Source organism: Kitasatospora sp. NPDC001527 (assembly GCF_040298605.1).
In the GTDB taxonomy this organism is placed as follows: Bacteria; Actinomycetota; Actinomycetes; order Streptomycetales; family Streptomycetaceae; genus Kitasatospora.
The window spans coordinates 61,492-87,817 of sequence record NZ_JBEPAM010000014.1; the positions used below are offsets into that span (position 1 = coordinate 61,492).

General features: G+C 74.7%; 22 protein-coding genes, 1 tRNA gene, 1 pseudogene and 1 riboswitch. Of the genes and pseudogenes, 18 read left to right on the top strand and 6 right to left on the bottom strand.

What is annotated here, in order from left to right; genetic code table 11:
• Positions 1 to 34 precede the first annotated feature (34 nt).
• Positions 35 to 106, bottom strand: a tRNA-Cys gene (locus ABT238_RS16565).
• Positions 107 to 362: 256 nt separating this feature from the next.
• Positions 363 to 428: riboswitch (guanidine-III (ykkC-III) riboswitch) on the top strand.
• A 45-nt stretch (positions 429 to 473) separates the two neighbouring features.
• Here ABT238_RS16565 and ABT238_RS16570 point away from each other — a divergent pair.
• Both ABT238_RS16570 and ABT238_RS16575 read left to right on the top strand, forming a co-directional pair.
• Entirely contained in the window at positions 474 to 788 is a 315-nt protein-coding gene (locus ABT238_RS16570; protein WP_350564115.1) for a DMT family transporter, read from the top strand.
• 82 nt (positions 789 to 870) lie between these two features.
• Positions 871 to 2,310 (top strand): MFS transporter, encoded by a 1,440-nt coding sequence (locus tag ABT238_RS16575; RefSeq protein WP_350564117.1) that lies wholly within the window; start codon positions 871 to 873, stop codon positions 2,308 to 2,310.
• Positions 2,311 to 2,340: 30 nt separating this feature from the next.
• On the opposite strand, the gene ABT238_RS16580 is transcribed toward ABT238_RS16575, so the two are convergent.
• Entirely contained in the window at positions 2,341 to 3,645 is a 1,305-nt protein-coding gene (locus tag ABT238_RS16580; protein WP_350760742.1) for a polysaccharide deacetylase family protein, read from the bottom strand.
• A gap of 438 nt (positions 3,646 to 4,083) precedes the next feature.
• On the opposite strand from ABT238_RS16580, the gene ABT238_RS16585 reads away from it, so the two are divergent.
• The 3 genes from ABT238_RS16585 to ABT238_RS16595 are packed head-to-tail and all read left to right on the top strand — an operon-like array spanning position 4,084 to position 8,674.
• On the top strand, positions 4,084 to 4,728 hold the full coding sequence (locus ABT238_RS16585) for a class F sortase (protein WP_350760754.1): 645 nt from the start codon (positions 4,084 to 4,086) through the stop codon (positions 4,726 to 4,728).
• Positions 4,725 to 6,053, top strand: a complete 1,329-nt coding sequence (locus ABT238_RS16590; RefSeq protein ID WP_350564121.1) for an alpha/beta hydrolase — start codon at positions 4,725 to 4,727, stop codon at positions 6,051 to 6,053. Before ABT238_RS16585 ends, ABT238_RS16590 begins: the two co-directional genes overlap by 4 nt.
• Positions 6,050 to 8,674, top strand: coding sequence for a bifunctional lysylphosphatidylglycerol flippase/synthetase MprF (locus ABT238_RS16595; protein WP_350564123.1), 2,625 nt, complete (start codon positions 6,050 to 6,052; stop codon positions 8,672 to 8,674). Before ABT238_RS16590 ends, ABT238_RS16595 begins: the two co-directional genes overlap by 4 nt.
• Positions 8,675 to 8,901: 227 nt before the next feature.
• Here ABT238_RS16595 and ABT238_RS16600 read toward each other — a convergent pair whose 3' ends face one another.
• Positions 8,902 to 9,336: an SsgA family sporulation/cell division regulator gene (locus ABT238_RS16600; protein WP_350760775.1), complete on the bottom strand. Its 435-nt coding sequence runs from the start codon at positions 9,334 to 9,336 to the stop codon at positions 8,902 to 8,904.
• 320 nt (positions 9,337 to 9,656) lie between these two features.
• Here ABT238_RS16600 and ABT238_RS16605 point away from each other — a divergent pair, with 320 nt between their 5' ends.
• The 5 genes and pseudogenes from ABT238_RS16605 (at position 9,657) to ABT238_RS16625 (ending at position 14,352) form a co-directional block, all read left to right on the top strand.
• Positions 9,657 to 11,489, top strand: coding sequence for a DEAD/DEAH box helicase (locus tag ABT238_RS16605; RefSeq protein WP_350564252.1), 1,833 nt, complete (start codon positions 9,657 to 9,659; stop codon positions 11,487 to 11,489).
• Positions 11,490 to 11,792: 303 nt separating this feature from the next.
• A pseudogene (locus ABT238_RS16610) lies at positions 11,793 to 12,002 on the top strand (TM2 domain-containing protein); the annotation flags it as partial.
• A 3-nt stretch (positions 12,003 to 12,005) separates the two neighbouring features.
• Entirely contained in the window at positions 12,006 to 12,449 is a 444-nt protein-coding gene (locus ABT238_RS16615; protein ID WP_502891437.1) for a DUF2752 domain-containing protein, read from the top strand.
• A 367-nt stretch (positions 12,450 to 12,816) separates the two neighbouring features.
• The gene (locus ABT238_RS16620) at positions 12,817 to 13,467 is read left to right on the top strand and encodes an IclR family transcriptional regulator (RefSeq protein ID WP_350564128.1); all 651 of its coding nucleotides are present in this window, start codon (positions 12,817 to 12,819) and stop codon (positions 13,465 to 13,467) included.
• Between the two features lie 78 nt (positions 13,468 to 13,545).
• The gene (locus ABT238_RS16625; protein WP_350564130.1) at positions 13,546 to 14,352 is read left to right on the top strand and encodes a S16 family serine protease; all 807 of its coding nucleotides are present in this window, start codon (positions 13,546 to 13,548) and stop codon (positions 14,350 to 14,352) included.
• 43 nt (positions 14,353 to 14,395) lie between these two features.
• Here ABT238_RS16625 and ABT238_RS16630 read toward each other — a convergent pair whose 3' ends face one another.
• A complete protein-coding gene (locus tag ABT238_RS16630; protein ID WP_350564132.1) occupies positions 14,396 to 14,971 on the bottom strand; it encodes an Lrp/AsnC family transcriptional regulator in 576 nt (191 codons plus the stop codon).
• Positions 14,972 to 15,173: 202 nt separating this feature from the next.
• On the opposite strand from ABT238_RS16630, the gene ABT238_RS16635 reads away from it, so the two are divergent.
• Entirely contained in the window at positions 15,174 to 15,767 is a 594-nt protein-coding gene (locus ABT238_RS16635) for a VOC family protein (RefSeq protein WP_502891438.1), read from the top strand.
• A gap of 10 nt (positions 15,768 to 15,777) precedes the next feature.
• On the opposite strand, the gene ABT238_RS16640 is transcribed toward ABT238_RS16635, so the two are convergent.
• Complete coding sequence (locus ABT238_RS16640) at positions 15,778 to 16,338, bottom strand: hypothetical protein (RefSeq protein ID WP_350564133.1); 561 nt, start codon at positions 16,336 to 16,338, stop codon at positions 15,778 to 15,780.
• Positions 16,339 to 16,492: 154 nt separating this feature from the next.
• On the opposite strand from ABT238_RS16640, the gene ABT238_RS16645 reads away from it, so the two are divergent.
• From ABT238_RS16645 to ABT238_RS16660, 4 genes are all read left to right on the top strand, one after another.
• Positions 16,493 to 17,212 (top strand): response regulator transcription factor, encoded by a 720-nt coding sequence (locus ABT238_RS16645; RefSeq protein ID WP_350564135.1) that lies wholly within the window; start codon positions 16,493 to 16,495, stop codon positions 17,210 to 17,212.
• Positions 17,209 to 18,774, top strand: a complete 1,566-nt coding sequence (locus ABT238_RS16650) for a sensor histidine kinase (protein ID WP_350564137.1) — start codon at positions 17,209 to 17,211, stop codon at positions 18,772 to 18,774. The genes ABT238_RS16645 and ABT238_RS16650 overlap by 4 nt, the downstream gene beginning before the upstream one ends.
• A 234-nt stretch (positions 18,775 to 19,008) precedes the next feature.
• On the top strand, positions 19,009 to 20,661 hold the full coding sequence (locus ABT238_RS16655; RefSeq protein ID WP_350564138.1) for a glycoside hydrolase family 18 protein: 1,653 nt from the start codon (positions 19,009 to 19,011) through the stop codon (positions 20,659 to 20,661).
• 162 nt (positions 20,662 to 20,823) lie between these two features.
• Positions 20,824 to 22,221 (top strand): glycosyltransferase 87 family protein, encoded by a 1,398-nt coding sequence (locus ABT238_RS16660; protein WP_350564140.1) that lies wholly within the window; start codon positions 20,824 to 20,826, stop codon positions 22,219 to 22,221.
• Between the two features lie 41 nt (positions 22,222 to 22,262).
• On the opposite strand, the gene ABT238_RS16665 is transcribed toward ABT238_RS16660, so the two are convergent.
• Positions 22,263 to 22,679, bottom strand: coding sequence for an SsgA family sporulation/cell division regulator (locus ABT238_RS16665; RefSeq protein WP_350564141.1), 417 nt, complete (start codon positions 22,677 to 22,679; stop codon positions 22,263 to 22,265).
• Between the two features lie 407 nt (positions 22,680 to 23,086).
• Here ABT238_RS16665 and ABT238_RS16670 point away from each other — a divergent pair, with 407 nt between their 5' ends.
• The 3 genes from ABT238_RS16670 (at position 23,087) to ABT238_RS16680 (ending at position 26,238) form a co-directional block, all read left to right on the top strand.
• Positions 23,087 to 24,547 (top strand): RDD family protein, encoded by a 1,461-nt coding sequence (locus tag ABT238_RS16670; RefSeq protein ID WP_350760842.1) that lies wholly within the window; start codon positions 23,087 to 23,089, stop codon positions 24,545 to 24,547.
• 89 nt (positions 24,548 to 24,636) lie between these two features.
• On the top strand, positions 24,637 to 25,362 hold the full coding sequence (locus ABT238_RS16675; protein WP_350564145.1) for an RDD family protein: 726 nt from the start codon (positions 24,637 to 24,639) through the stop codon (positions 25,360 to 25,362).
• A gap of 150 nt (positions 25,363 to 25,512) precedes the next feature.
• Positions 25,513 to 26,238: an endonuclease V gene (locus tag ABT238_RS16680; RefSeq protein WP_350564146.1), complete on the top strand. Its 726-nt coding sequence runs from the start codon at positions 25,513 to 25,515 to the stop codon at positions 26,236 to 26,238.
• The last annotated feature ends 88 nt before the right edge of the window (positions 26,239 to 26,326 follow it).

Below are 26,326 nucleotides of genomic sequence, written 5' to 3' on the forward strand. Positions count from 1 at the left end.
GCGCTTTTCGCGCCGACCGGCAATTCGCTTTCGGAGGCCATGACGGGAATCGAACCCGTGTACACCGCTTTGCAGGCGGTTCCCTCAACCACTCGGGCACACGGCCATGGGGGCGGAACTGGTGACAGGCTGGACTGCGGGGGCGCCTCAGGCGCAGCGGCAGCAGCGACAGGCGCGACAACACAGGGGAGCGGGGGCGCAGGTACGGGGCGCGCGGGCCGCCGTCTTCCTGTCCATGTCCGACTCCTGTCGTCGTTCGCCGTGTTGGTGAATTCAGTTTGGCCCGGCACCCGGCGGAACGTCAATATCCTTTTGTAAATTCCGTGTGGCGGGATTTCCGGTGGGGTGTGCTACGGTCGGGGGCAGGTGGTCCCTCGTGGCCGCCCCGGACGAGCGCGTCGTACCCGGTGACGACAAGACGGCGCAGTGACAGCGGCAACCCGGCCGCTGCCGACTGCGGAGGTACGACCGTCATGGCCTGGCTCGTTCTGATCGTTTCCGGTGTCCTGGAGACCGTGTGGGCGGTGGCCCTGGAGGCCTCCAGGGGTTTCTCCCGCCTCGTCCCGACCGTGGTGTTCGGCGTGGCGCTGGCGCTCTCGATGGGCGGCCTGGCGTACGCGATGCGCTCCATCCCGATCGGCACCGGCTACGCGGTGTGGGTGGGCATCGGCGCGGTGGGCACCGCGCTGTACGGCATGGCGGTCCTGGGGGACGCGGTGACCGCGGCCCGGATCGGCTGCCTGCTGCTGATCGTCTCCGGCGTGGTGGGCCTCAAGGTGCTGCACTGACCCGGTCCTAGGTCCGGAGTCGGAGAGGAGCAGCGACCCGGGTCAGGGGCCAACGGGCCAGATGCGCCTTACGATCATACGTATGACCACAGCCTCCCCCGCCTCGGCCGACACCGCCTCCGTTCCGATACCGACCGACCCCGGGGGAGGGGTGCTGGGCGACCGCTTCCGGGCCCTCACCCTGGGGATCGTCTCGGTGGTCCTGGTGATCGCCTTCGAGGCGACGGCGGTCAACACCGCGATGCCGGTGGCCGCCCGCGAACTGGACGGGCTCGGGCTCTACGCCTTCGCCTTCTCCGGCTACTTCACCACCACGCTGTTCGCGCTGGTCGTCTCCGGCCAGTGGTGCGACCGCAGCGGCCCGCTGCAACCGCTGTTCGCCGGCATCGCGGTGTTCGGCGTGGGACTGCTGGTGGCCGGCTCGGCCCCCGGAATGTGGATCTTCGTGGGCGGCCGGGCGATCCAGGGCCTCGGTGGCGGCCTGGTGATCGTCGCGCTCTACGTGGTGGTCGGCCGGGCCTATCCCGAACGGCTGCGGCCGTCGGTGTTCGCCGCCTTCTCCTCGGCCTGGGTGCTGCCCTCGATCATCGGCCCGGTGGTCTCCGGGGCCGTCACCCAGCACCTCGGCTGGCGCTGGGTCTTCCTCGCCGTGCCGCTGCTGATCCTGCTGCCGCTCGCGGTGATGGGCCCGGCGCTGCGCCGCTCGGAGAAGGAGCAGCCGGTGCTCAGGGGCGCCGCCTTCGACCGCCGCCGCACCGGGCTGGCCGCGATGGCCGCGCTCGGCGCCGGCCTGCTGCAGTACGCGGGCCAGCGGCTGGACCTGCTCGGACTGCTGCCGGCCGTCGCCGGGGCGGCGCTGCTGGTCCCGGCGGTGCTCGGGCTGCTGCCGGCCGGGACGCTGCGGGCCGGGCGCGGGCTGCCGACGGTGATCCTGCTGCGCGGCGTCGCGGCGGGGGCGTTCTTCGCGGCCGAGGCGTTCATCCCGCTGATGATGGTGACCGAGCGCGGCCTGTCGCCGACGCTGGCCGGTCTCACCCTGACCAGCGGCGGTCTGAGCTGGGCGCTCGGCTCCTGGATCCAGGGCCGGCCGGGGGCCGAGCGGTACCGCGAGGTGATGATCCGCGGCGGCTTCGTGCTGACCGCGGTGGCCATCGCGGGGGCGGCGCTGGTACTCGTCCCGGCGGTGCCGGCCTGGGTGGCGGCGGTGGCCTGGGGCGTCGGCGGCATCGGCATGGGCCTGACGATCGCGAGCGTCAGCGTGCTGATGATGCGGCTGTCGACGCCGGAGGACGCCGGGGCGAACTCGGCCTCGCTCCAGGTGAGCGACGCGCTGGGCAACGTGCTGCTGGTGGGCCTGTCCGGGGTGCTGTTCGCGGCGCTGGGCGGCGGCTCGGTCACCGCCGCCCACGAGGGCACCGCCGGCACCGGGTCGACCGGCGCGTTCACGGTGATCTTCCTGACCATGACCGGCGTCGCCCTGCTCGGCGCCCTGGTCTCGGGCCGGGTCCGGAAGGCCGCCTGAGGTCCGGAGGGCTGCCTGAACGGGCAGGCTTCAGCCGGCGGCGCCGGGTCGGAGCGCCTCGGAGGCGAGCGGGCGGGTCTCAGTGCCGAGGAAGGTCTCCCAGCCGCCGGCGGGGGCCTGGCCGGGGCCGAGGGTCTGCAGCTTGCGCAGCACCGCCGGGTCCTGGGCGTCCAGCCAGTCGACCAGCTGGCGGAAGGACACCAGCCGCACCTCGGGCCGCCCGGCGATCTCCTTGAGCACCTCCTCGACGGCGTTCATGTAGATGCCGCCGTTCCACTCCTCGAAGTGGTTGCCGATGACGAACGGCGCGCGGTTGGTGGTGTAGGCGCGTTCGAAGCCCATCAGGTAGGAGTCCCGGGCCTGGGTCTGGAAACCGGGGCGCAGCGCCGGGTCGACCTTGGTGTTGCTGCCGCACTGGTTGAACATGATGTTGTAGTCCATCGACAGCACCTGGAAGGTGTGCCCGGGGAAGGGGATGGACTGCAGCGGGAGGTCCCAGAGCGCGCCGCCCTGGATCTTCTGCGGCCAGGTCTGGGTGCCGTTGCCGCTGCTGTCGTAGCGCCAGCCGCGCTTGACCGCGGTGGGCAGCAGGTTGCGCTGGCCCTCCAGGCAGGGGGTGCGGCTGCCGATCAGCTCCTTGCGGTAGTCGAAGGGCAGCGCCGGCAGGTCGGTGAAGCCGGTGTTGGTCCGCCAGTTCGTCACGAAGTCCATCGCCTGCTGGATCTCGCTGTCCCACTCCTCCGGCGACCACCGGCCGACGCCGGTGGCGCCGCAGAAGTGGCCGTTGAAGTGGGTGCCGATCTCGTGGCCTTCGAGCCACGCGGCGTGCACGTTCTCCAGCGTGTCGCGGATGTGCTGGTCGCTCAGGTAGCCGATGTCGGAGGCGCCGGCCTTGTGCTGCGGCGGGCGGTAGAGGTCCTTGCGGGACTCCGGCAGCAGGTAGAGGCCGCTGAGGAAGAAGGTCATCGAGGCGTTGTGCTCCCGGGCGAGCCGGCGGAAGCGCGCGAACAGGCCGTTGTCGAGCTCGCCGGCGCCGTCCCAGGAGAAGACCACGAACTGCGGGGGCCGCCCGCCGGGCCGCAGCGCGTCGGGCGCGAGCCGGCCCGGCTGCGGGCCGGTGTCGGAGGTGGAGCCGTCGCCGATCAGGGTGACCGGGGGCTTGGCCGCCTCGGTCACCGGGGCGGGCGCGTGGTCCTCGGCCGGGGTGGCCGGTGCCAGCGCCGGGGTGGTCGCCTGCCCGACGCCCGGGTCGGTCCGGGCCCCGCAGCCCGCGGCGAGGGCGGCGGCGCCGGCGGCACCCGCGGCCAACAGGGTGCGGCGGGAGAGAGCGTCCATGGTCACTCCGTTCGTGGGGCGTGCGCGGGGCGGGGCACGGCAGGCGCGGCGCACGGCCGTCCGGGCGGACCGGGGCCCGGTGGGACAAGTGCGGTGATAGGCCTGTGAACGGGGTCAGCATGGCACGCGATCGGGATCGGTCGTTGCTCCACCACGAACGGTCGGAACTCATCGCCCGAAGGATGCAACCAGGACGGTGTTCCTGAGTGTCCGATGAAGAGATCGTCGCCATTCCTGGGAACCGCCAGGTGACCGGAGGGTGGCGTGACGGTGACGTCTCACCCCATCGGACCAGGGTGTGCCCCAAGGACCCTGCCGATCGGGGGGAGTGAGTACGACCAGCGTATGAATGTGGCATAGGGTCCGATCCGGTTGCATGGTTCTCAGGAAGTTCCCAGGAACCGGCAGCGGTCGGACCGTCAGCAGAGGGGAGCGCCCGTGGGCGCCCAGCAGAGCAGGAGCCCGTGGCCGGGCACCTTGGCGGTCGGCGCCGCGCTCGTGCTGGGGGCGTGGCTGCTGCACGACGGCACGGCCGCCGTGCTCCCCCCGGCCCCCGGCACCGGGCAGGCCCTCAGCGGCTTCGCCCCGGTCTCCGTGGTGCCGCCGCTCGGACCCTCCCGGCCGACCCGGATCCGCATCCCCGCCGTCCGGCTCGACGCCCCGGTCACCGGCCTCGGCCTCGACCGGGACGGCCGCCTCCAGGCCCCGCCGCAGGAGGACCGCAACCTCGCGGGCTGGTACCGGGACGGCGCCGCCCCCGGCCAGCGCGGGACCGCGATCATCGCCGGACACGTCGACAACGACAGCGGGCCCGCCGTTTTCTACCATCTGGGCGCGCTGCACCGCGGCGACCGGATCGAGATCCTCCGCGAGGACGGCCGCACCGCCGTCTACCAGCTCTACGCCATCGAAGTGCACGACCGAAAGGACTTCCCGGACGACCGGGTGTACCGCCAGGCCGCCGACGCCCAACTCCGGGTGATCACCTGCGGCGGCGGCTACAGCGAGGAGCGCGGCTACGACGGCAACGTCGTCGCCTACGGCTTCCTCGCCGACACCACGCGGCCGGGGAAACCCGTATGACCACCCTCGCCACCACCACCGAGCTCGCCGTCCGCTGGAACCCGCTGGACTGGCCGCTCACCCACGGACCGATCCCGTACGCCGTGCTCGCCGCCGGCTGGGCCGCGCTCGCGCTGCTCGTCCTCTCCCGCGACCGGCGCTGGCTCGGCCTGCGCCCGCTCGGCGCGGTGCTGCTCGCCGCCGCCCTCACCGGCGCGGTCAAGATCGTCGTGGACGGGTGGTGGCACCCCTTCCCCGAGGGCACCCCCGACTACGTGCTCGGCTGGGTCGCCCTCGCCGTCCTCGCGCTGACCCTGGCCGGCTTCCGCGCCCCGCTGCTGCCCGGGCGGCAGCGGTTCCTGGCGGCCGGCGGCGCGGTCCTGGTGGTGCTGATGGCGGCCTCGCAGGTCAACCGCGGCTTCGACCAGTACCCGACGGCCCGCGTCATGCTGGCGCCGAGGACCCAGGCGCTGACCACCGGCAAGGCGCCCGAGGTGGTGAGCGCGCCGCCCGGCAAGGTGCTGGAGGAGGTCTGGCACGCCCCGCCCGGCCTGCCGGAGAAGGGCACCGTCTCGACCGCCCCGATCCCCGGGACCAAGTCCGGTTTCGACGCCCGCGACGCCTACGTCTACCTGCCCCCCGCCTACCAGGCGGCCCCCCGGCCGCTGCTGCCGGTGCTGGTCCTGATGGCCGGCCAGCCCGGCAACCCGTCCGACTGGGTCAACTCCGGCGGCATGCAGGAGCGGCTGGACGCCTTCGCCGCCGAGCACCAGGGGCTCGCCCCGATCGTGGTGATGGTCGACCAGATCGCGACCATGTGGGGCAACAGCCTCTGCATGGACTCCAACGTCGCCCGGGCCCAGACCTACCTGGCCGAGGACGTCCCGGACTGGATCCGCGGCCACCTCCAGACCGCCACCGGCCGCACCTCCCTCGCCATCGGCGGAGCCTCGCTCGGCGGCACCTGCGCGCTCCAACTGGCCGTCAACGCGCCGCAGGTCTACGGCTCGTTCATCGACATCTCCGGCCAGGACGAGCCCACCCTGGGCAGCCACGGCGAGACCGTCGACAAGGCCTTCGACGGGGACGAGAAGGCCTTCGAGGCCGTCGACCCGGCGCACCTGATGGCCACCCGCCAGTACCCGGACACCGCCGGCATCTTCGCCGTCGGCGCCGGCGACGGCGACTTCCGCCCGCAGCAGGAGACCATGTACGCCGCCGCGCAGAAGGCAGGGATGAAGGTGGAGTTCCAACCGATCCCCGGTGGCCACAGCTGGACGGTGTTCCGCGAGGCCCTCGACCGCAACCTGCCCTGGCTCGGCCGGCAGACCGGGATGATCCGGTGATCCGGCTCGGCGCCGCGCCCGCCCGGGCCCTGGTGGGCGAACGCGACCGGGTGGGGGAGGGCGAGCGGCCGCCGCGGCGCGACGGCGAGCAGCCGCGCCCGCGGGTGCCCGAACAGTCCCGCGGCGGGTCCGCGCCCGCCCCCGGCGCACCCGCGCCGCGCCCCCCGCAGCGCCTCGCCCGCGCCGCCCTCCTCGGCACCCGGCTGGCCGCCCGGCTCGGCGAGGCCCCGCTCACCCTGGTGCTGCTGCTGGGCCTGTGGGCCGTCGGCGCCGCCACCGGCAGCCTCGCCCGCGGCCCGTCCGCCGCCCTGCTGGAGCGGATCGGCGTCGGCACCCCGACCCTCGGCGAGGGCCGCTGGTGGACGCCCCTCACCTCGCTGTTCTGGTGCTCCGGCATCGGCGCCTACGTCTTCACCAGCCTGCTGCTGCTCCTGGTCGCTCCGGCCGCCGAGCGCCGGCTCGGCCCGCTGCGGACCCTGGGGGTGCTGGTCGCCGGGCAACTGGCCGGCACCCTGGTCGGCACCGGCCTGGTCGCGGCCGGCGCCGGGCTCGGCGAGCAGTGGACGGCCTCGATCGTCGACCAGACCGCGGTCGGCCCCGGCGTCGGCCTGTTCGCGCTGGCCGGCGTGCTCGGCTACCGGCTCACCGTGCTCTGGCGCCGCCGGCTGCACCTGCTGGTGGTGCTGGTGCCGCTGGTGATGACGCTGTACGTGGGGCACCTGCAGAGCGTGCAGCGCTTCTCCGGGGCCCTGGTGGGCCTGGCCGCCGGCGCGCTGCTCGCGCGCGGACGCCCGCACCTGCGCTCGCACCGCTCCTCGCACACCGAGACCCGGGTGCTGGTGGCGCTCTGCCTGGTCGCCGCCGCGCTCGGCCCGCTGATCGCCTCGCTGTACGACAACGCGGCCGGTCCGTTCAACACCTTCTCGGAGATCTACCTCTCGCACCGGCTCAGCCCGGAGGAGGTCGCCGACTTCTGCGCGGTCTCGGCCCACGACTGCGCCCGCGCGCACGCCGTCGAGCGGATCTTCGACACCCCGGCCCGGCTGATGGCCGCGCTCTTCCCGGCGCTGCTGCTGGTCCTCGCCGAGGGCCTGCGCCGGGGTCTGCGGCTCGCCTGGCGGATCACCGTCGCCACCGAACTGCTCTGGACCGCCATGCTGGTCTGGCTGTTCACCGAGACCGGCACCGGCTCCGGCGGGGTCGTCCAGTACTTCGTCGAGGCGCTGCTGCTGCCGCTGGTCACCGGCGGCCTGCTGCTGGTCACCCGCAAGCGCTTCCCGCTGCTGCTGCCGCGCGCGCTGCTCGGCCGGCTGGCCGCCGTGCTCGGCGGCGCGCTGGTCCTCGCGAGCGCCGCGTACACCGGGCTGGGCGTGCTGGTCGCCCGGCAGTTCGAGCCGGGCGCGACCTTCGGCGGGCTGGTCGCCGGGCTGCCGGCCCAGTTCCTGCCGCCCGCCTACAACGACCTGCTGCCCGACTACCCGGTCGCGGTCGGGCCGTTCGCCCGCGTCCTGGAGACGTACTGCGGGCTGCTCTTCTGGGCGGTCGCGCTGGGCGCGCTGCTGGTGGTCTTCCGCCGCCCGGTGGTGCACGTCGACGCCGAGGACGCCGAGCGGGCCCGCACGCTGCTCACCGAGCACGGCGGCGGGACGCTCTCCTTCCTCACCACCTGGGACGGCAACCACTACTGGTTCGACGAGGAGGGCCGGGCGGCCGTCGCCTACCGGGTGCTGAACACCGTGGCGCTGACCACCGGCGACCCGTTCGGCGACCCGCAGGCGCGCGCCCGCGCGGTGGCCGGCTTCGCCCGGTACTGCGACGCGCGCGGCTGGACGCCCTGCTTCTACAGCGTCACCCCGGAGACCCGGGCCGCCGCCGGACAGCTCGGCTGGCGCTCGCTGCAGGTCGCCGAGGACACCGTGGTCGCGCTGCCGGGCCTCGCCTTCACCGGCCGCAAGTGGCAGGACATCCGCACCGCGCTCAACAAGGCCGGCAAGCAGGGCATCACCGCCGAGTGGTGGTCCTACCACGAGGCGCCGCTCGCGCTGAAGGAGCAGATCCGGGCCATCTCGGAGGAGTGGGTCTCGGAGAAGGGGCTGCCCGAGATGGGCTTCACCCTCGGTGGCCTGGAGGAGCTCGACGACCCGGCGGTGCGGCTGCTGCTCGCCGTCGACGGGGACCGCACGGTGCACGGCCTGACCAGCTGGATGCCGGTCTACGAGAACGGCGAGCCGGTCGGCTGGACGCTGGACTTCATGCGCCGGCGCTCGGACGGCTTCCGCGGCGTGACCGAGTTCCTGATCGCCTCCGCGGCGCTCGGCTTCAAGCAGGAGGGCGCGCGCTTCGTCTCGCTCTCCGGCGCGCCGCTGGCCCGCTCGGAGCAGGAGCCGCCGACCGGGCTGCAGAAGACCCTGGACTGGCTGGGCCGGGCGCTGGAGCCGGTGTACGGCTTCCGCTCCCTGCTCGCGTTCAAGGCGAAGTTCCAGCCGGAGTACCGGCCGATGTACATGGCCTACCCCGACCCGGCCGCGCTGCCCAGCATCACCCGGGCGATCGGCAAGGCGTACCTGCCGCACCTCACGCCGGCCCAGGGCGTGCGGCTGATGCGCAAGCTCTCGGCGTAGGCGGCCCCCGCCCCGGGCCCAGCCCGCCGCGGCACGGGCCGAAGGCCCCCGCCCCGAGCCGAAGGGGCGCGCCGGTGCCGAGAGGGAGTAGCGAGGACGCCGTGACGAAGTCGCGGCGTTGGAGCGCCGACCGTCGGCGCCGGATCGGAGCGCCCTGGAGGCGAGCGGGCGACAACACGGCGCCTGCCGGGCCCGGGCGGCCGCCGACGCGTGCCCCGCCGGGGCGCTCAGCCGAGCAGCTGGGCGAGGGCGCGGTCGGCGTCCAGGTGCAGGTGCTCCTCGCCCTCGGGGACGAGCAGACGGCTGCGCCACAGGAAGCGCCGCAGGTCGGCGGTGTCGAACTGGACCATCGCGGTGCCCTCGGGCGCGCGCAGCTCGACCAGGGTGCGCCGGCCGAGCGAGGGCCGGACGTGGACGTCGCCGATGCCGGAGGGAACCTCCAGACCGGAGGCGAGCAGCCGGCGGGCGAAGACCCAGATGATGTCGGCGGCCTGCGGGCCGGTCCCGTCGCCCGGTTCGTCCAGCGAGAACTCGGCGGGGAAGCCCATCCGGACGGCCAGCGGGTCGTCCGGGAGGTAGGTCAGGGTGACCCGCAGCCGGACGGAGCGGTGGGGGGAGAGGACCAGACGGGCCTGGACGGTCTCTTCGGCGATGGCGTGCACGGCGGTTCCCTTCTCTGGGGGTGCGAGGCCGGTGACGGCTGTGGAGGGTTGGGGCGGCCTCACCCGGAAGAGAGGCGGTCGAGGGGGTTCCGCTTACCGCGTTTTCGCGACTTTTCCGCGTGATCCACGTCACATCGATTTCCGGCCGCACCCGCCGTACACAGGGCCGGTCCGGGCCTGCCGCCGCCGCCGGATCACCCCCGGGCCCGGTACGCTGGGCGGGTTGTCCGAACGCCGTCCGACCGCGGGGCGAGGCCGAAAGACCGCCTCTGACCTGCGATGATCCCCCCTCGGAGACCGTGAGTACCGCCGCCGCCTCGATGCCGCTCTTCTCCGACGCCCAGGAGCCGCAAGCGCCCGTCCGGGCCGCCGGCCATGCCGCGCCGGCCGCCTCGCACCACCTGTCCCCGGCCTTCCCCGGCCGCGCCCCCTGGGGCACCGCGGGAAAGCTCCGGGCCTGGCAGCAGGGGGCGCTGGACAAGTACATCGAGAACCAGCCGCGCGACTTCCTCGCCGTCGCGACCCCGGGCGCCGGTAAGACCACCTTCGCGCTGACCCTGGCCTCCTACCTGCTCCACAACCACCTGGTGCAGCAGGTCACCGTGGTCGCGCCGACCGAGCACCTGAAGAAGCAGTGGGCCGAGGCCGCCGCCCGGATAGGCATCCGGCTGGACCCGGCGTACTCCTCCGGGCCGCTGTCCCGGGACTACCACGGCATCGTGGTCACCTACGCGGGTGTCGGCGTGAACCCGATGCTGCACCGCAACCGGACCGAGGCCCGCAAGACGCTGGTCATCATGGACGAGATCCACCACGCCGGTGACTCGAAGTCCTGGGGCGAGGCCTGCTTCGAGGCCTTCGAGCCGGCCACCCGGCGGCTGGCGCTGACCGGTACGCCGTTCCGCTCGGACACCAACCCGATCCCCTTCGTCCAGTACGAGGCGGGCGGCGACGGCATCCGCAAGTCGGTCGCCGACTACACCTACGGCTACGGGCACGCGCTCGCCGACCACGTCGTCCGCCCGGTGATCTTCCTGTCGTACAGCGGCAACATGCGCTGGCGCACCAAGTCCGGCGACGAGCTGGAGGCCCGGCTCGGCGAGCCGATGACCAAGGACCTCATCGCCCAGGCCTGGCGCACCGCGCTCTCCCCGCAGGGCGAGTGGATCCCGGCCGTGCTGCAGGCGGCCGACCGCCGGCTCGGCGAGGTCCGCAAGGCGATCCCGGACGCCGGCGGCCTGGTGATCGCCACCGACCAGACGGTGGCCCGCGCCTACGCCAAGATGCTGCGCGAGATCTGCGGCGAGAAGGTCACCCTGGTCCTCTCCGACGAGACCGAGGCCTCCAAGCGGATCTCCGAGTACTCGGAGGGGACCTCGCGCTGGATGGTCGCGGTCCGCATGGTGTCCGAGGGCGTCGACGTGCCCCGGCTGGCCGTCGGCGTCTACGCCACCTCGATCTCCACCCCGCTGTTCTTCGCCCAGGCCGTCGGGCGCTTCGTGCGCGCCCGCAAGCGCGGCGAGACCGCCTCCGTCTTCCTGCCGACCATCCCGATGCTGCTGGGCTTCGCCAACGAGATGGAGCTCCAGCGCGACCACGTGCTGGACCGGCCGAAGAAGGAGGGCGAGGGCCTCTTCGACGAGGAGGACCGGCTGCTCGCCGAGGCCGAGCGGGCCAACGACGGCCCGGACGGCGCGGGCGGCGAGGAGTTCTCCTACGAGGCGCTGGGCTCCGACGCGGTCTTCGACCGGGTGCTGTACAACGCCATGGAGTTCGGCATGCAGGCGCACCCGGGCAGCGAGGAGGAGGAGGACTACCTCGGCATCCCGGGCCTGCTGGAGCCGGACCAGGTGCAGATGCTGCTGCAGAAGCGCCAGCACCGGCAGATCCAGCGGAGCAAGGGCAAGCCCGCCGAGGAGGCCGACCTGCTGGAGCTGCCGGCCGAGCAGCGGCCGGTGGTGACCCATCAGGAGCTGCGCGAGCTGCGCAAGGAGCTGAACGCGCTGGTGGCCGCCTGGCACCACCGCACCAGCCAGCCGCACGGCACCATCCACAACGAGCTGCGCCGCCAGTGCGGCGGTCCGCTGACCGCCCAGGCGACGGCCAATCAACTGAAGGCGCGGATCGCCAGGATCCGGGAGTGGGCGAAGTAGCGATCCGTCGGGCGGTCGGATGGCGTGACCATAAAGGTCACATGACGTTCGGATATACGCGAAGGATTTGTGGAGACAGCCGGTCAGATGATCGGCTAGTGTTCCGCGTGCCGCGCCGCCTCCGGGCCGCCGACGCCGCATGCCCCCCGTCCGGGGCCGGCCGTCGCAGCTCCCGGTGAATCCGGCCGGCACCTCACCGACCCGGGGGGATGCGACGCGCCGTCGTGCGTCCGGGCCTGTCTGTCTTTGTCAAGGAGTACACCCAACGTGTCGTACCAGCAGCCCTACGCGCAGCAGCCCGAGCTCTCCGACAAGTCGAAGGTCGTCGCGGGCGTCCTGCAGATCCTGCTCGGCGGCCTGGGTGTCGGCCGCTTCTACACCGGCCACATCGGCATGGGCATCGCCCAGCTGCTGACCTGCGGTGGCCTCGGTGTCTGGTCACTGATCGACGGCATCCTCTTCCTCACCAGCAACGACCGCACCGACGCCCAGGGCCGTCTGCTGCGCAGCTGAGCCTTGGCCACGTCCGCCAAGACGCGCCGCCGCCCCGGCCGCTCCGGCCGGGGCGGCTTCGCCGTTCCCGAGCGGCTGCGCACGGCGTGGGCACCGGCCGCGGTGCTGGCCGGCGGCGTGGCCGGCTCCGCCTACCTGTGGTCGCGCAACCCCCACCTGCCCGGGCAGGCACTGCCGTTCTGCCCCTGGCGCAAGGTCACCGGGCTGCAGTGCCCCGGCTGCGGCGGCACCCGGATGGCCTACGACCTGCTGCACGGCGACCTCGCCGCCGCCTGGCACGACAACGCGGCGCTGCTGCTCGCGCTGCCGCTGGTGGCCGTGACCTACCTGGTCTGGCTGCGGCACGGGCTGGCGGGCCGGCGCTGGCAGCCGCCGCTCGGCCGGCGCGGGACGGCCGTGCTGCTCGGTGCGGCGACGGCCTGGACCGTCCTGCGCAACCTGCTCTGACGCGGGCTCCGGCACGGCCCGCGAGGTGTGGCCCCGGTGAGACCCGATCCGTCCGGAACCCGGACTCCGGGCGGATCCGGGAACGCCTGACCGGAGCGCTCTGTGCTGGTTTGCCCGGTTTTGACGGGGCGTGCGCCATTGATCTTGACCGAATTTTGGACAAACACTTCCGCCGCCGCAATTCCTTCACTACCTTTCCCACACGCTCTCCCGCCGGGCGACCCCCCGCGAGACGGGCGCCGCAGGGCCCCAGGACGTCAAGGACGACACTCCGCGGCCCGAGCGCGGCCACCCACCTGCGCGCGACATTCCGAGTCCCGGACCGGCCCGCCGATCCGCGACCCGCCGCGGAAAGGAATTGCGTGTCGTGACTGCAGAGACCTCCCAGACCCTGGACCGCGGCGTCCGGGTCCTCAAGCTGCTCGCCGATTCGGAACGCGGGCTCACCGTGACCGAGCTGGCGGCCCGCCTCGCCGTCAACCGGACCGTCGTCTACCGGCTGCTGGCCACCCTGGAGCAGCACGGGCTGGTCCGCCGGGACATCGGCGGCCGCGCCCGGGTCGGCCTCGGGGTGCTCCGGCTCGCCCACCGGGTCCACCCGCTGCTGCGCGAGGCGGCGCTGCCCGCGCTGCGCAGCCTCGCCGAGGACCTCGGCGCCACCGCCCACCTCACCCTGGTGGACGGCAACGAGGCGCTCGCGGTGGCGGTGGTCGAACCCAGCTGGACCGACTTCCACGTCGCCTACCGGACCGGGCTGCGCCACCCGCTGGGGGAGAGCGCGGCCGGCCGGGCGATCCTGGAGGCCCGGGGCTTCCCCAGCCAGCGCCGGCCCGAACAGGGCTTCGTCATCACCCGCGCGGAGGAGCAGTCGGGGGCCTCCGGCGCGGCCGCGGCGCTGCTCGGGCTGAGCGGCATCGAGGGCAGCGTCGGTGTCGTGATGCTCAACGGGCTCGTCCCCGAGCGGGTCGGCCCCCGGGTCGTCGAGGCCGCCACCGAGGTCGCCGACGCGCTGCGCTGAGCGCCCGGTGCGGCGGGCGGGCCGTCCGGGTGGCGGCGTGCGCGCCCGCCGGACGGCGCGGTGTGTTTGGATGCCTCTGTGTCCGACACCAAGCTGCCCCCGGCCCTCACCTCCCCCCGGGCCCGCGCCCTCGCGCTCTGCGGCGTCCTGGTCGCCGCGCTGTTCGGCGTGGCCGCCTTCGTCCCGCTGCCGTACACGCTGACCTTTCCCGGCGTGACCGCGGACACCCTCGGCAGCTACCAGGACCGGCCGGTGCTCACCATCACCGGTGCGCCGGTGCGCACCACCCAGGGGCAGCTGCGGATGGTCACCATCTCGGCGACCAACCCCGGGGAGCGGACCACCCTGTGGCGTTCGCTGCAGGCCTGGTTCGACCAGGACGAGGCCGTTCGGCCCACCGACACCGTCTACCCGCAGGGCGACCCGGCCAAGGCCGAGGAGGTCACCGCCGAGCAGATGGCCGAGTCCCAGGACGCCGCCACCGCGGCCGCGCTCGCCCACCTCCAGCTGTCGCCCGCCCAGGTGAAGGTGAAGGTCGACCTCGGCGACATCGGCGGCCCGAGCGCCGGCCAGATGCTCGCGCTCGGCATCGTCGACAAGCTCGCCGGGGACGGCAAGGGCGGCGACCTCACCGGCGGGCTGACCGTCGCCGGCACCGGGACCATCGACGACCAGGGTGTGATCGGCGCGGTGGGCGGCGTGCCGCTCAAGACCCAGGCGGCGGCCCGGGACGGTGCGACCGTCTTCCTGCTGCCCAAGGACGAGTGCGCGGACGCCAGGGTGAACACGCCCGCCGGACTGCGGCTGGTGCCGGTCGGCACGCTGGAGGAGTCGCTCTCCGCGCTGGAGGGGCTGCGCACCGGCGGGGCCGTGCCCGCCTGCTGAGCCCCCGCCGCTCCGGGGCGCGGCCCCGGTCGCTCCGCGGCGGCTACTCGGCGGCGGCCTGGTCGACCAGCGGCAGGATCCGGTACGGCACCGGGTTCTCCAGCGCGATCGCCGTCGAGGACCGCACGATCCCGTCGAAGCCGACCACCCGGTCGATCACCCGCTGCAGATCGGCGTTCGACCGGGCCACGATCCGCACCATCATGTCGCCGTGCCCGGTGATGGTGTGCAGCTCCAGTACCTCCGGCACCGCCGCCAGGTGTTCGCGCACGTCCGTGCCCTGGCCCTGGGAGATCTCCAGGGTCGCGAAGGCCGTCACCGGGTAGCCCAGCGCCGCCGGGTCCACCTCCGGGCCGAAACCGCCGATCACCCCGCGCGCCTGGAGCCGGTCCAGCCGGGCCTGCACCGTGCCGCGCGCCACCTGGAGCCGGCGCGAGCACTCCAGCACGCCGATCCGCGGCTCCTCGGCGAGCAGCCGGATCAGCCGGCCGTCCAGCGCGTCGATCGCGTCGTTGGTGCTCCCGGCGGGGCCGCCCGCCGCGCCGGAATGTCCCTGTCCGGTGGGCGAGTCGGACGTTCCGGGGGCGCCCGGGGCGCCGGCGGCGTGGGCGGGGGGCATCGAGGGCTCCGTCCTCCGGTGGGCATTCTGTACAGCGGTGCGCCCGATTCTCCCGCCCCGGAGCACAGCTTGACCAGGAGGAAACGGAACAGTTGCGCGGACGTCGGCCCGGCGCCACCCTCCAGCCACAACCCCGTGCGTCCGCCCCGACCCGGCGTGCCGGGGCGACCCGTGGTCCCGTACCCCGTCCGGGAGGGCTGACATGACCGACACCGCCGCCGAACGCGTGCTGCTCGCCGCCGGCCCCGGCCCGGCCGGCCTCGGCGCGCCCGGGCCCGGCGCGGTCGGCCCGGCCACCGCCGGGGGCCCGGAGGAGCCCGGCCTGCTGCCGATGGGCCGCGCCGACGCGGTGGTCTTCGCGGTCGCCGACGCCGAGCGGGCGGCCCACCGGTACGCCGTCGCGCTCGGGCTGCGCTGCGCCGCGTACGCCGGACCCGAGACGGGCGAGCCGGAGACGGTCTCCTACGTGCTGCGGGGGCCCGGGACCAGGTTCGTGCTGACCTCGCTGGTCCAGGCGATCGGCCCGCGCGGCCGGGAACTGGCCGGGTACCTGGCCCGGCACGGCGACGGGGTGATCGACCTCGCGGTGGCGGTGCCGGACGTCTGTTACGCCTACGACTACGCCGTCGACCGGGGCGCCGCCTCGCTGGCCGAGCCCTACGAGGTGCGGGACGCGTACGGCACCGTGGTGCTCGCCGCGATCGGGGTGCCCGGCGGGACCAGGCACACCCTGGTCGACCGCTCCCGGTACCGCGGGCCCTACCTGCCGGGCTACGTGCCCTTCGAGCGCTGGTGACCGGCCCCGGTCAGCGGACGACGGTGTCGACCCTCGGGGGGTACCCGTTCCACGAGACGATCACCGAGTTGGCCTGGTCGTCCTTGGTGAAGTCCACCCGGAGCCACTGCGGGCCGTTCCAGACCTGCATCTGCCATCCCGAGTCAGGGGTGGCCGAGACCAGCGAGGCGTGGTCCGACTGGAGGTCCAGGGCGACCTTGCCGCCGGGGACGGGGTAACTGCGCACGGAGGACGTGGCGCCGGCGGCCGGCGCCGGGCGCTGCGGGCCCGACGCGCCGGCCGACGGGGCCGTGGGGGTGGCGTGGGCCGTGGGCCGGGGCGGGGCCGCCGAGGCCCGGGCGGTGGACGGCGTCGCGGTCGGCCCGGTGCGGTCGGCCGCCTGCGGCTGCGTCGCCGAGGGAGTCGGCACGGGTCTCGCCCCGTCGGCCGACGCCGGCGAGGGCAGCGGCAGTGCCTTGGGCCGTTCGAACGCGGCGCCGGTCAGCACGGCGTGCACACCGAACCAGGACAGCGCCACCGCCGCCCCGGTGGCCGCCGCCCAGGCGCCGAGCTGTACCAGTCCGTTCCGCATCGTGCGCACATCCTGCCGTATCTCCGGGTCGCGCAGACGGGCACCCCGGTACTTCCACAGGGAACTTGCACAAGTGCGGCGGACTCCCCGCAGACCGGCGCGAACCACCCCGAGGTACAGACCAATCGGGGCCGATGGCGTACCGTGCAGCCCCATGGCAACAGTGCTCGTGGTCGAGGACGACCCCTTCGTACGATCCGCCCTCATCCGCCACCTGACCGACACCGGCCACGCGGTCCGCAGCGTGGGCACGGCACTTGAGGCGCTGCGCGAGGTCGCCCAGGTCGGCTGCGACCTGGTGATCCTGGACCTCGGGCTGCCGGATCTGGACGGCAGCGAGGCGCTCAAGATGATCCGTGGCCTGACCAACGTCCCGGTCATCATCTCCACCGCCCGGGACGACGAGGCCGAGATCGTCCGGCTGCTCAACGACGGGGCCGACGACTACCTGGTGAAGCCGTTCTCCGGGGAGCACCTGAGTGCCCGGATGGCCGCCGTGCTGCGCCGGCTCGGCGGCGGGGCGGCCCCGGTCAGCCAGGTGTTGCGGGTCGGCGGGCTGGCGATCGACCTCCAGCGCCGGGAGGCCTCGCTGGACGGGCGGGGGCTGGACCTGACCCGCCGTGAATTCGACCTGCTGGCCTTCCTCGCGGCCCGGCCGGGCGTGGTCGTGCCGCGCAAGGAGATCCTGGCCGAGGTGTGGCGGCAGACCTACGGCGGCGACCAGACCATCGACGTGCACCTGTCCTGGCTGCGCCGCAAGCTCGGTGAGACCGCGTCCAACCCGCGCTACCTGCACACCGTGCGCGGGGTCGGGGTCCGGCTGGAGGCGTCCGGGCAGTCCTCCGGACCCGTCCCCGTGGAGCGCCGGACATGAGGCGGTTGCGGCACTCGCTGCGCTGGGCCCTGATCAAGGCCGCCGTGGCCGGGACCACCATGGTCGCGCTGGCCTTCCTGATCCCGCTCGGCCTGATGGTCCAGCAGACCGCCAGGGACCGGGCGTTCACGGCGGCCGAGCGGCAGGCCGCGGCGCTCGGCCCGGCGCTGGCCATCACCACCGACGAGGACGCCATCGCCCGGGCGGTGGCCTCGACGGACGCGGGTGCGCAGGAGCGGATGGCGGTGCACCTGCCGGCGAAGGAGGGCGCCGCCGGGGCCGGTGCCTCTTCCGGTGCCGGCGGCGGTGTCGCGTCCGGTCCGATCGGCGCTGCGGGCGGGGTGGCCGCAGCGCCGGGCGGGACGGGGGTGGCCGTGGGCACGGTGGCGGCGCCGGGAACGTCCGCCGCGGCCACCGGGCACGAGGCCGGTGCGACCATCGGCGAAGTCCGGGCGCTGGACGCCGACGTGGCCGTCGCCCTCGGCCAGGGGCGGTCCTTCACCGTCGAGGTGCCGGGCGGCTACGCGCTGCTCCAGCCGGTCGCGGTGGACGCCGAGCGGACCGCCGTGGTGGAGGTGTTCGTGGCCGACGGCGACCTCACCCGGGGCGTCGCCACCGCCTGGCAGGTGCTCTCGGGGGTGGCGCTCGGGCTGGTCGCCATCTCGGTGCTGGTCGCCGACCGGATGGGCGCCCGGATCGTCGGTTCGGCCCGCCGGCTCGCCGCCGCCGCGCGCTCGCTGGGCGCGGGCGACCTCGCCGTCCGGGTGCCGGTGGACGGCAAGCAGGCCGCCGGCAGCCCCGTCGAGCTGCACGAGGCCGCCCACGCGTTCAACGCGATGGCCGACCGGGTCGTCCAACTGCTCGCCGCCGAACGTGAGCTGGCCGCCGACCTGTCGCACCGGCTGCGCACCCCGCTGACCGTGCTGCGGCTGAACGCCGCCTCGCTCGGCGAGGGCGACGCGGCCGACGCCACCCGGCACGCGGTGTCGCAGCTGGAGCGCGAGGTCGACCAGATCATCCGCTCGGCCCGCCGGGCACCCGAGGACGCGCCCGCCGTCACCGTCGGCTGCGACGCCGCCGAGGTGATCCGCGATCGGGTCGGCTTCTGGTCCGCGCTCGCCGAGGACGAGGGCCGCCCCTGGCAACTGGCCGGCGCCGAGCGCGAGACGCCCGTCCCGGTCCAGCGCGGCGACCTGGCGGCGGTGGTGGACGCGCTGCTCGGCAACGTCTTCCGGCACACCGCGGTCGGCACCGCCTTCTCGGTGGACGTGCTGCTCACCGAGAGCTCGGTCATCGTGCTGGTCGGGGACGCCGGTCCGGGCTTCACCGACCCCGAGGCCGCGCTGAAGCGCGGCGAGGGCCACGGTGGCGAGGGCTCCACCGGCCTCGGCCTCGACATCGTCCGCAAGCTCGCCGAGGCCACCGGCGGCGACCTCGCGCTCGGCAGGTCGGACGTGCTCGGCGGCGCCGAGATCCGGCTGCGGCTGCGCGTCCGGCAGGACGGCACCGCCCCGGCACGGACCGGCAGACGCCGCGGCCGCGGGCCGCTGTTCCCGCGCTGACCGGGGTCGCCGCGGGCCTGTGGCGAAAGGTTTCGGCGCTTCGTCAGGGCCTCGGGCGGGGACAGAGGGCCGGGGGAGCGGCGGGGCGGGGGTGCGCTCCCCCTCTTTCTTAAGCGCGCCGTAAGGGAGTTCTACCCCTGGCTCAGCAGACGGTTTCCGGCCATTCGGCGCCGTTAGCGTCATCGGCGTCGGTCAGCCCGACCGCACACCTGCCAGCCCCGGAGGTAAGCCCCCATGACGACCCAGCAGCCCCACCGCCGCTCCAGCGGCCGCCGCCGGCGAAGCCGCAAGGGCGTGCTGCTCGGTGCCTCGGTGGTCGCCGCCGCCCTGGTCGCCGGGGGCGTCGTCGTCCTCGCCTCCTCGGCCAGCGCCGCCTCGCTCGGCGCCGTCTACAGCCGCACCAGCGCCTGGGACGCCGGCTACACCGGCCAGTACCTGGTCACCAACCCGGACGGCAGCGCCATCGAGGACTGGACGCTCACCTTCGACCTGCCGGCCGGCGCGAAGATCGACTCGCTCTGGAACGCCACCTTCACGGCCGAGGGCCAGCACATCACCGTCAAGCCGGAGGCGTGGAGCAAGCGGCTGGAGCCGGGCAAGAGCGTCGTGGTCGGCTTCGTCGCCCAGGGCTCCGGCGCCGCGCAGGCCGAGCCGGGCAACTGCCTGATCAACAAGGCGTCCTGCAAGCCGGGGGACGGCACCGCGCCCACCCCGTCCGGCCGCCCGACCACCACCGCGACGGCCTCCCCGTCCGCCTCGGCCTCGCCCACCGTCTCGGCCACCGCTTCGGCCTCGGCCACCGCGACCGCCACCGGCGCCCCGACCACCGGCGCGCCGAGCCCGACCGCCACGGCGACCCCCCGGCCCACCACCCCGGCCCCGACGGCCACCGCGACCGCCACCACCACGGCCGTCCCCACCACCCCGGCGCCCACCGCCACCGCCACCGGCACCCCCGCCCCGGCCGCCGGCGCCGGCTTCACGCCGTTCGTCGACACCTCGCTCTACCCGCCCTACGACCTGGTCGCCACCGCCAAGGCCACCGGCGTCAAGCACTTCAACCTGGCCTTCGTCGTCTCCGGCGGCGGCTGCACCCCGAAGTGGGGCGGCGTGAGCGACCTCGCCGCCGACGCGGTGGCCGCCCAGATCGGCGCCCTGCGCGCGATCGGCGGCGACGTCCGGGTCTCCTTCGGCGGCGCCAACGGCTCCGAACTGGCCCTCGCCTGCTCCTCGGCCGCCGACCTCGCCGCCGTCTACCAGAAGACCGTCGACGCCTACGGCCTCACCAAGGTGGACTTCGACGTCGAGGGCGGCGCGATCGCCAACGCCGCCGCCAACGCCCGCCGCGCCCAGGCCATCGCCCAGATCCAGAAGAACGCCGCCGCCAAGGGCAAGCCCCTGGAGGTCTCCTTCACCCTCCCGGTGCTCCCCTCCGGCCTGACCCAGGAGGGCGTCAACCTGATCGCCGACGCCAAGAACAACGGCGTGGCGATCGGCGCGGTCAACATCATGGCGATGGACTACGGCGACGGCGTCGCCCCCGACCCGCAGGGCCGGATGGGCACGTACGCCATCGCCGCGGCCACCGCCACCCAGGCCCAGGTGAAGAGCGTGCTCGGCCTCGACGACGCGGCCGCCTGGCGCAAGGTCGCGGTCACCCCGATGATCGGCGTCAACGACGTCGCCAGCGAGGTCTTCACCGTCGCCGACGCCAAGCAGCTCGCCGATTTCGCGAAGAGCAAGCACCTGGCCTGGCTGGCGATGTGGTCCGGCACCCGCGACAAGGCCTGCGAGGGCGGCGCCAAGCCGTACGCCGACGCCAGCTGCAGCTCGATCGTCCAGCAGCCGCTGGACTTCACCCGGGCCCTCGGCGCCTACACCGGCTGAGCCCGCACCACCGACTCCGGCCGTCCGTGCCCCGACCGCAACGGGGCACGGCCGGCCGGCACCACATCCCGCCCGGTCACTCTCCGTAGTTGGTCCGATCGGGGCGGGCCGCGGGGCATCGGGTATCGTCGCTGGTTGGCCGACCGGCGGACGGAGCGAAGAGTGACAGCGGTGCAAGACGAGCGCGGCGCGGTGCCCACCACACCGGACCGGGCCCCCGCCCCCCTGTCGGACCGGCTGCGCGCCGCCCTCGGCGCACCGCTGCGCGCCCTGCGCGAGGCTCCGCGCCGGCCCCTGCTGGCCGCCTCCGCGGTCGCGTTGTTCTCCCTGCTCGCCTACGCGGTGGTCCGGCACTTCGCGCACACCTCGATGGTCGACATGATCGTCTACCGGGCCGAGGGCGCCGCGGTGGCCAACGGCGAGGACCTCTACGCGCTGCGCGTCACGCAGTGGGACCTGCCCGCCACCTACCCGCCGTTCGCCGCGATGCTGTTCGTGCCGACGACCTGGTTCCCGATCCCGTTCCTGCGCGTCGCCGTCACGCTCTGCAACCTCGGCCTGCTCGCGCTGCTCACCCACCTGTCGTTCAAGCTGGTCGGCTGGCCGCGCCGGGACCTGCGCGCGATCGGCGTGATCCTGGTCACCGGCGCCGGCGTCTGGCTGGAACCCGTCTACACCACGCTGCGCTACGGCCAGATCAACCTCGCCCTGGCCTGCCTCATCCTCTGGGACCTCACCCGGCCCGACGCGCGCCGCAGCAAGGGCGTCGCGATCGGCATCGCCGCCGGCATCAAGCTCACCCCCGGCCTGTTCGCGGTCTACCTGCTGCTCACCGGCCGCGTCCGGGCCGCGTTCGTGGCCGGCGCGACCTTCCTCGGCACCTTCCTGATCGGCGCGCTCGTCCTGCCGGACGCCACCTGGGGCTTCTGGACCAAGTACCTCTACGACTCCTCCCGGGTCGGCAAGACCGAGATCGTCGACAACCAGGCGCTCAGCGGCGCCGTCGCCCGGCTGCTGCACACCGCCGAACCGGGCACCGCCGCCACCCTGGCGGCCGTCGTCGTCGCGGTGGCCGGCCTCGGCGTCGCCGCCTGGGCGGCCCGCAGCTCGCGCTGGCTCTCGCGCTCCGAGGCCTGGGGCGTCTGCTGCGCCGCCGTCACCGCCGTGCTGATCTCGCCGATCAGCTGGACCCACCACTGGGTCTGGTGCGTGCCGCTGCTCGTCCTGCTCGCCTGCGAGGCGGCGGTCGAACGGGCCCGTCCGGCCGCCGTCCGGAAGGTCCGCTGGCGGGTCGCCTTCGCCGCCACGCTGGTCGCCTTCCTGTCCTTCGCGATGTGGCTCGCCAAGCCGCAGGGCGCGCTGGTGCTGGAGCTGTCGCCGCTGCGCCAGATCCCGACCTCGATCTACCCGCTCGTCGGGATCGGCTTCCTGCTGGCCGCCGCGCTACGCGTGCGCGCCCGGCGCCTGGCGGCCGGTGGGCCGGCGGCGGCGCTGCCCGGCCAGCGCGGCGAGCGGCCGGACTCCGCGCGCGAGCGTCAGCAGGCCCCCGCGGCCCGCTGAGCCGGCCCGGTCACCCCGGGGGGAGGAGGGGGACCGGCGCGTCACGCGAGCAGCTCGGCCAGCGAGCCGTCCATGTCCAGCGCGGCCAGCTCGCTGCCCGGCGGCACCAGCCGGTGCGCCCGCTCCAGCCAGGCGGCCACCGCCGGCAGCGGCGCCTCCAGCAGCGCGTCCCCGGCCGGCGAGCTCAGCGCCAGGCAGAGCACGCTGCGCCGGCCCGAGCGGGTCGGCCAGATCCGCACGTCGCCCTGGCCGCAGGGCCGGAAGGTGCCCTCCACCAGCAGCTCCCGGGCGAACACCCAGGTCACCGGCGAGCCGGTGTCCAGGTGGAAGGTGATGTGCACGGCGAAGGGGTCGTGGCTGCCGTAGGACAGCCGGGCCGGCACGGGGACGCTGTGCTCGGGCGAGAGCACCAGGTTGAGCTCCAGCTCGTGCTCGACCACGCTCGTCGGGCGCTCCATGATCGGGTTCCTCTCTGCCTGCGGTTCGTGCCCGGTTCAGGGCCCTGTGCCTTGGGAGAGCGCGGTCAGGGAGCGCTCTTACACGGGTTTCCGGGATTTCTCGGTTTTCTTGCGGAGCTTCGACGGCGGTCGTGTGCGCAGTGGTGCGCCCGGGACGACGGGCGCGTGGCCGGGCGTTCGCGCCGTCTTCCTTACCGTGGGCGGCCCTGGCGTGTCCGGTGAATGGCCAACTTGGCGCCGCCCGCCCGCCGAGGTACTACTCTTTGTGACTGCCCGGCGACTGTCCGCCCCCTCGGCGGTACCTCCGCGCGCGCCGACGGCGGAGCCACCCCGGGTCGCCCGTGCCACCGTCGCGCACAGCTCCCCGCCGGGCGAGCCGCATCGGCCTGCCAGGAAAGCGAGCCCCCATGACGGACCGGCCCCACGCCGGCGGCAGCACGGAGACCGCCGCCGGTCCCGCGCCGGGCTACTACCCCGACCCCTCCGTCCCCGGCTTCGTCCGCTACTGGGGCGGGTCCGCCTGGGTGCCCGGCACCAGCCGGCCCGCCCCGGCGGAGGGCGAGGTGCTCGAACCGCCCCGGTACGCGACCCGCCGGCCGGGGGCCGCGGTCGGCGCGGGGCGGTACGTGCCGCCGCCGGTGGCGGACGAGCCGGCGGGGGAGCCCGCGGGGCGGCCGTCCTCCGGCGGGGACACCGGGCCGGTGTACCTGGACCAGACGGGCGGCGGCGCGTCGTTCACCTTCGCGGTGCCGGAGAACGGGCCGGTGTTCCGCCGCGGCGGGGAGCGGGCGTCCGGCGTGGAGCCGGCCGGGCGGGTGTTCCGGCGGGATCCGGAACCGGAGCCCGGGCGGGAGCCGGTACCGGGACCGGAGCCGGTCGGGGGGCGGGCGGACCACCGGGAGTGGCACGGCCCGAGGGATTCGGGAGACGCGTCGCGCTGGGTGTCCTGGGGGGTGCTGCCCGAGGCGGTGGAGGACCCGCCCGCCGAAGCGCCGGCCGCCCCGGAGCGGGCGGGCGGCTCCGAAGCGGCCGGCCCGCGGCCCGTTCCGGTGCCGTCGCCGGTGCTGTCGCCGATGCCCTCTCCGGTGCCGTCTCCGGTTCAGGCCGCGCCGCCCGCCCCGTCGCCGGTATCGGCCCCGGATCCGCTTCCGGATCCGCTCGCCGATCCGCTCCCGGCGGTGGCGGCCGTGCGGGACGCCGAACCGGCGCCGTCCGTGCAGCCCGCCCCTTTCGTGCCGGCCGCTCCTGTCGTGCCGTCCGCCGTCCGTCCGGCCGCGGCCCGTCCCGCCGCCGTCCGTTCGCCTGCCCCTGCCCCTGCCCCCGCCCCGCGCCGCCGGGTGAGGGCCGCCGGGGCGGCCCCGGCGGCGCTGCCGGCCGGGCTCGGGCGCCGCGTCGCCGCCCGCCTGGTCGACACCGCCGTGCTGGCCGTGGTCGCCGTCGCGGCGGGCGCCCCGCTCGGCCGCTCGGTCGAGGCCCACCTCCAGCGCAAGCTCGACCAGGCCCGGATGGCCAGCCGGCTCACCCACCGCCAGATCGACGTCTGGCTGGTCGACGGCACGGTGCTCGGCAAGGCCGCCGTCCTGCTCGGCATCCTGCTGTTCGTGGGCCTGCTCTACGAGGTCCTGCCGACCGCCCGCACCGGCCAGACCTTCGGCAAACGGCTCGCCCGGATCCGGGTGGTCGCGGTGGCCCGCACGGCGGCGGCCACCGCCCCCGACCGTCCGGGGATCGGTCGTTCGCTGCTCCGCTGGCTGGTCAGGCAGCTCTCGACGCTGCTGGTGGCGGGCCTGTTCTGGCCGCTGTTCGACCGGCCCGCCCGGCGCGGCTGGCACGACCGGGCGGCGCGCACCCGGGTCGTCCGGCTCTGACCTCGCCCGGCCTTCCGTCCGATGGCCATGTCGGACAAAACGGAGTCAATATCCCAAGTTCATACAAAGTGTGATGTTCTACTCGGGGCATGAGCACCTACGACCCCTCAGGCCCCGAGCCGGAGGGGGGCGGCAAGCCCTCCTTCGGCAAGCAGCCCCCGCAGTCGGGCGGCGGCACGCCGGAAGGTACGCCGTCGGACCCGTACGGCACTCCGCCCCCCGCCGGCCCGCCGCCGGACAGCGGCCCCGGCGCGTACGGCGGCACCTACGGCGGCGCTCCCGCGGGCCCGCCGTACGGCCAGAAGCCCTACGGCGGGTCGCCGTACGACCAGCCCCCGCCCGGCTACGGCCCCGCCGGGTACGGCACGCCCGGCGCCGGCCCCGTCCCCGGCATGCCGCCGCTCGGCAGCTGGCCCAACCGGATCCTCGCCCGGCTGATCGACTACCTGCTGGTGCAGGCCGTCGCCGTCCTGCTGGTCCTGCCGTTCGCCTCCCTCTCCGACCGCTCCGGCTCGGCCGGCGCCTTCTGGCTCGCCTGCGGGCTCTACCTCGTCTACGAGGGCCTGATGCTCAGCCGGGACGGGCAGACCCTCGGCAAGAAGGCCATGAAGATCCGGGTCGCCATGCTCGTCGACGGCAACTCCCCGACACAGGCGGCCGCCTGGACGAGGGCGGCCGTCTTCATCGTGCCCGCCGTGCTCTGCTGCGCCGGGCTCTGGTGGCTGATCGACGGCCTGTTCGGTGTCTTCGACAAGCCCTACCGGCAGTGCATCCACGACAAGTCCGCGAAGACGGTGGTGGTCTCCACCGCCTGAACCGTCCGGCCCCCGCTCGTACCCGCCGACCGGCGCGCGGTGCTCCGCGCGCCGGTCGGCGGGTACGGGACCGGCGGCTCCGCCCGTCCGACCCGCTCGGTACCGTGGGCGCGACCGCACCACCGCTCCGCGCACCCAGGGGGAACCGCCGTGCCCATCCCCGCCGACTGGCCCACCACCGAGGCCGAGGCGCTCGCCGAACAGGAGCGCCTGCGCCCGCTCGTCCGGCCGGCCGGCGCCATCGGAGCCACCGCGGGCGATGGCACCGACGCCGGCGACGACCGGCTGATCGCCGGCGTCGACGTCGCCTACGACGACGCCCGCGACCTCGTCGTCGCGGCCGCCGTGGTCCTCGACCGCGCCACCCTCGCCGTCGTCGAGGAGGCCACCGCCACCGGACGCATCGCCTTCCCCTACGTTCCCGGCCTGCTCGCCTTCCGCGAACTCCCCGCCGTCCTCGACGCCCTCGCGGCCCTCACCCACCGCCCCGGCACCGTCGTCTGCGACGGCTACGGCCTCGCCCACCCGCGCCGCCTCGGCCTCGCCAGCCACCTCGGCGTCCTCACCGGCCTGCGCACCCTCGGCGTCGCCAAGACCCCGTTCACCTTCGACCACCGCGAACCCGGCCCCGCCCGCGGCGACTCGACCCCGCTCACCGACCCGGCCACCGGCGAGGAGGTCGGCCGCGCCCTGCGCACCCGTCCCGGCGTCAAGCCCGTCTTCGTCTCCGTCGGCCACCGCATCGGCCTCGCCGAGGCCGTCGAGGCCACCCTCGCCCTCGCCCCCCGCTACCGCCTCCCCGAGACCACCCGGCACGCCGACTCGCTCTGCCGCCGCGCCCTCGCCGCCGCGAGCCGGACGCCGGACGCGGACTGACGGCCCACCAGAGCACCGGCCCGTGTGTTAGACATGACTGGCTCACCAGAACCGTCAACGACACACTGCCCGGACGCACGGGGGAGGC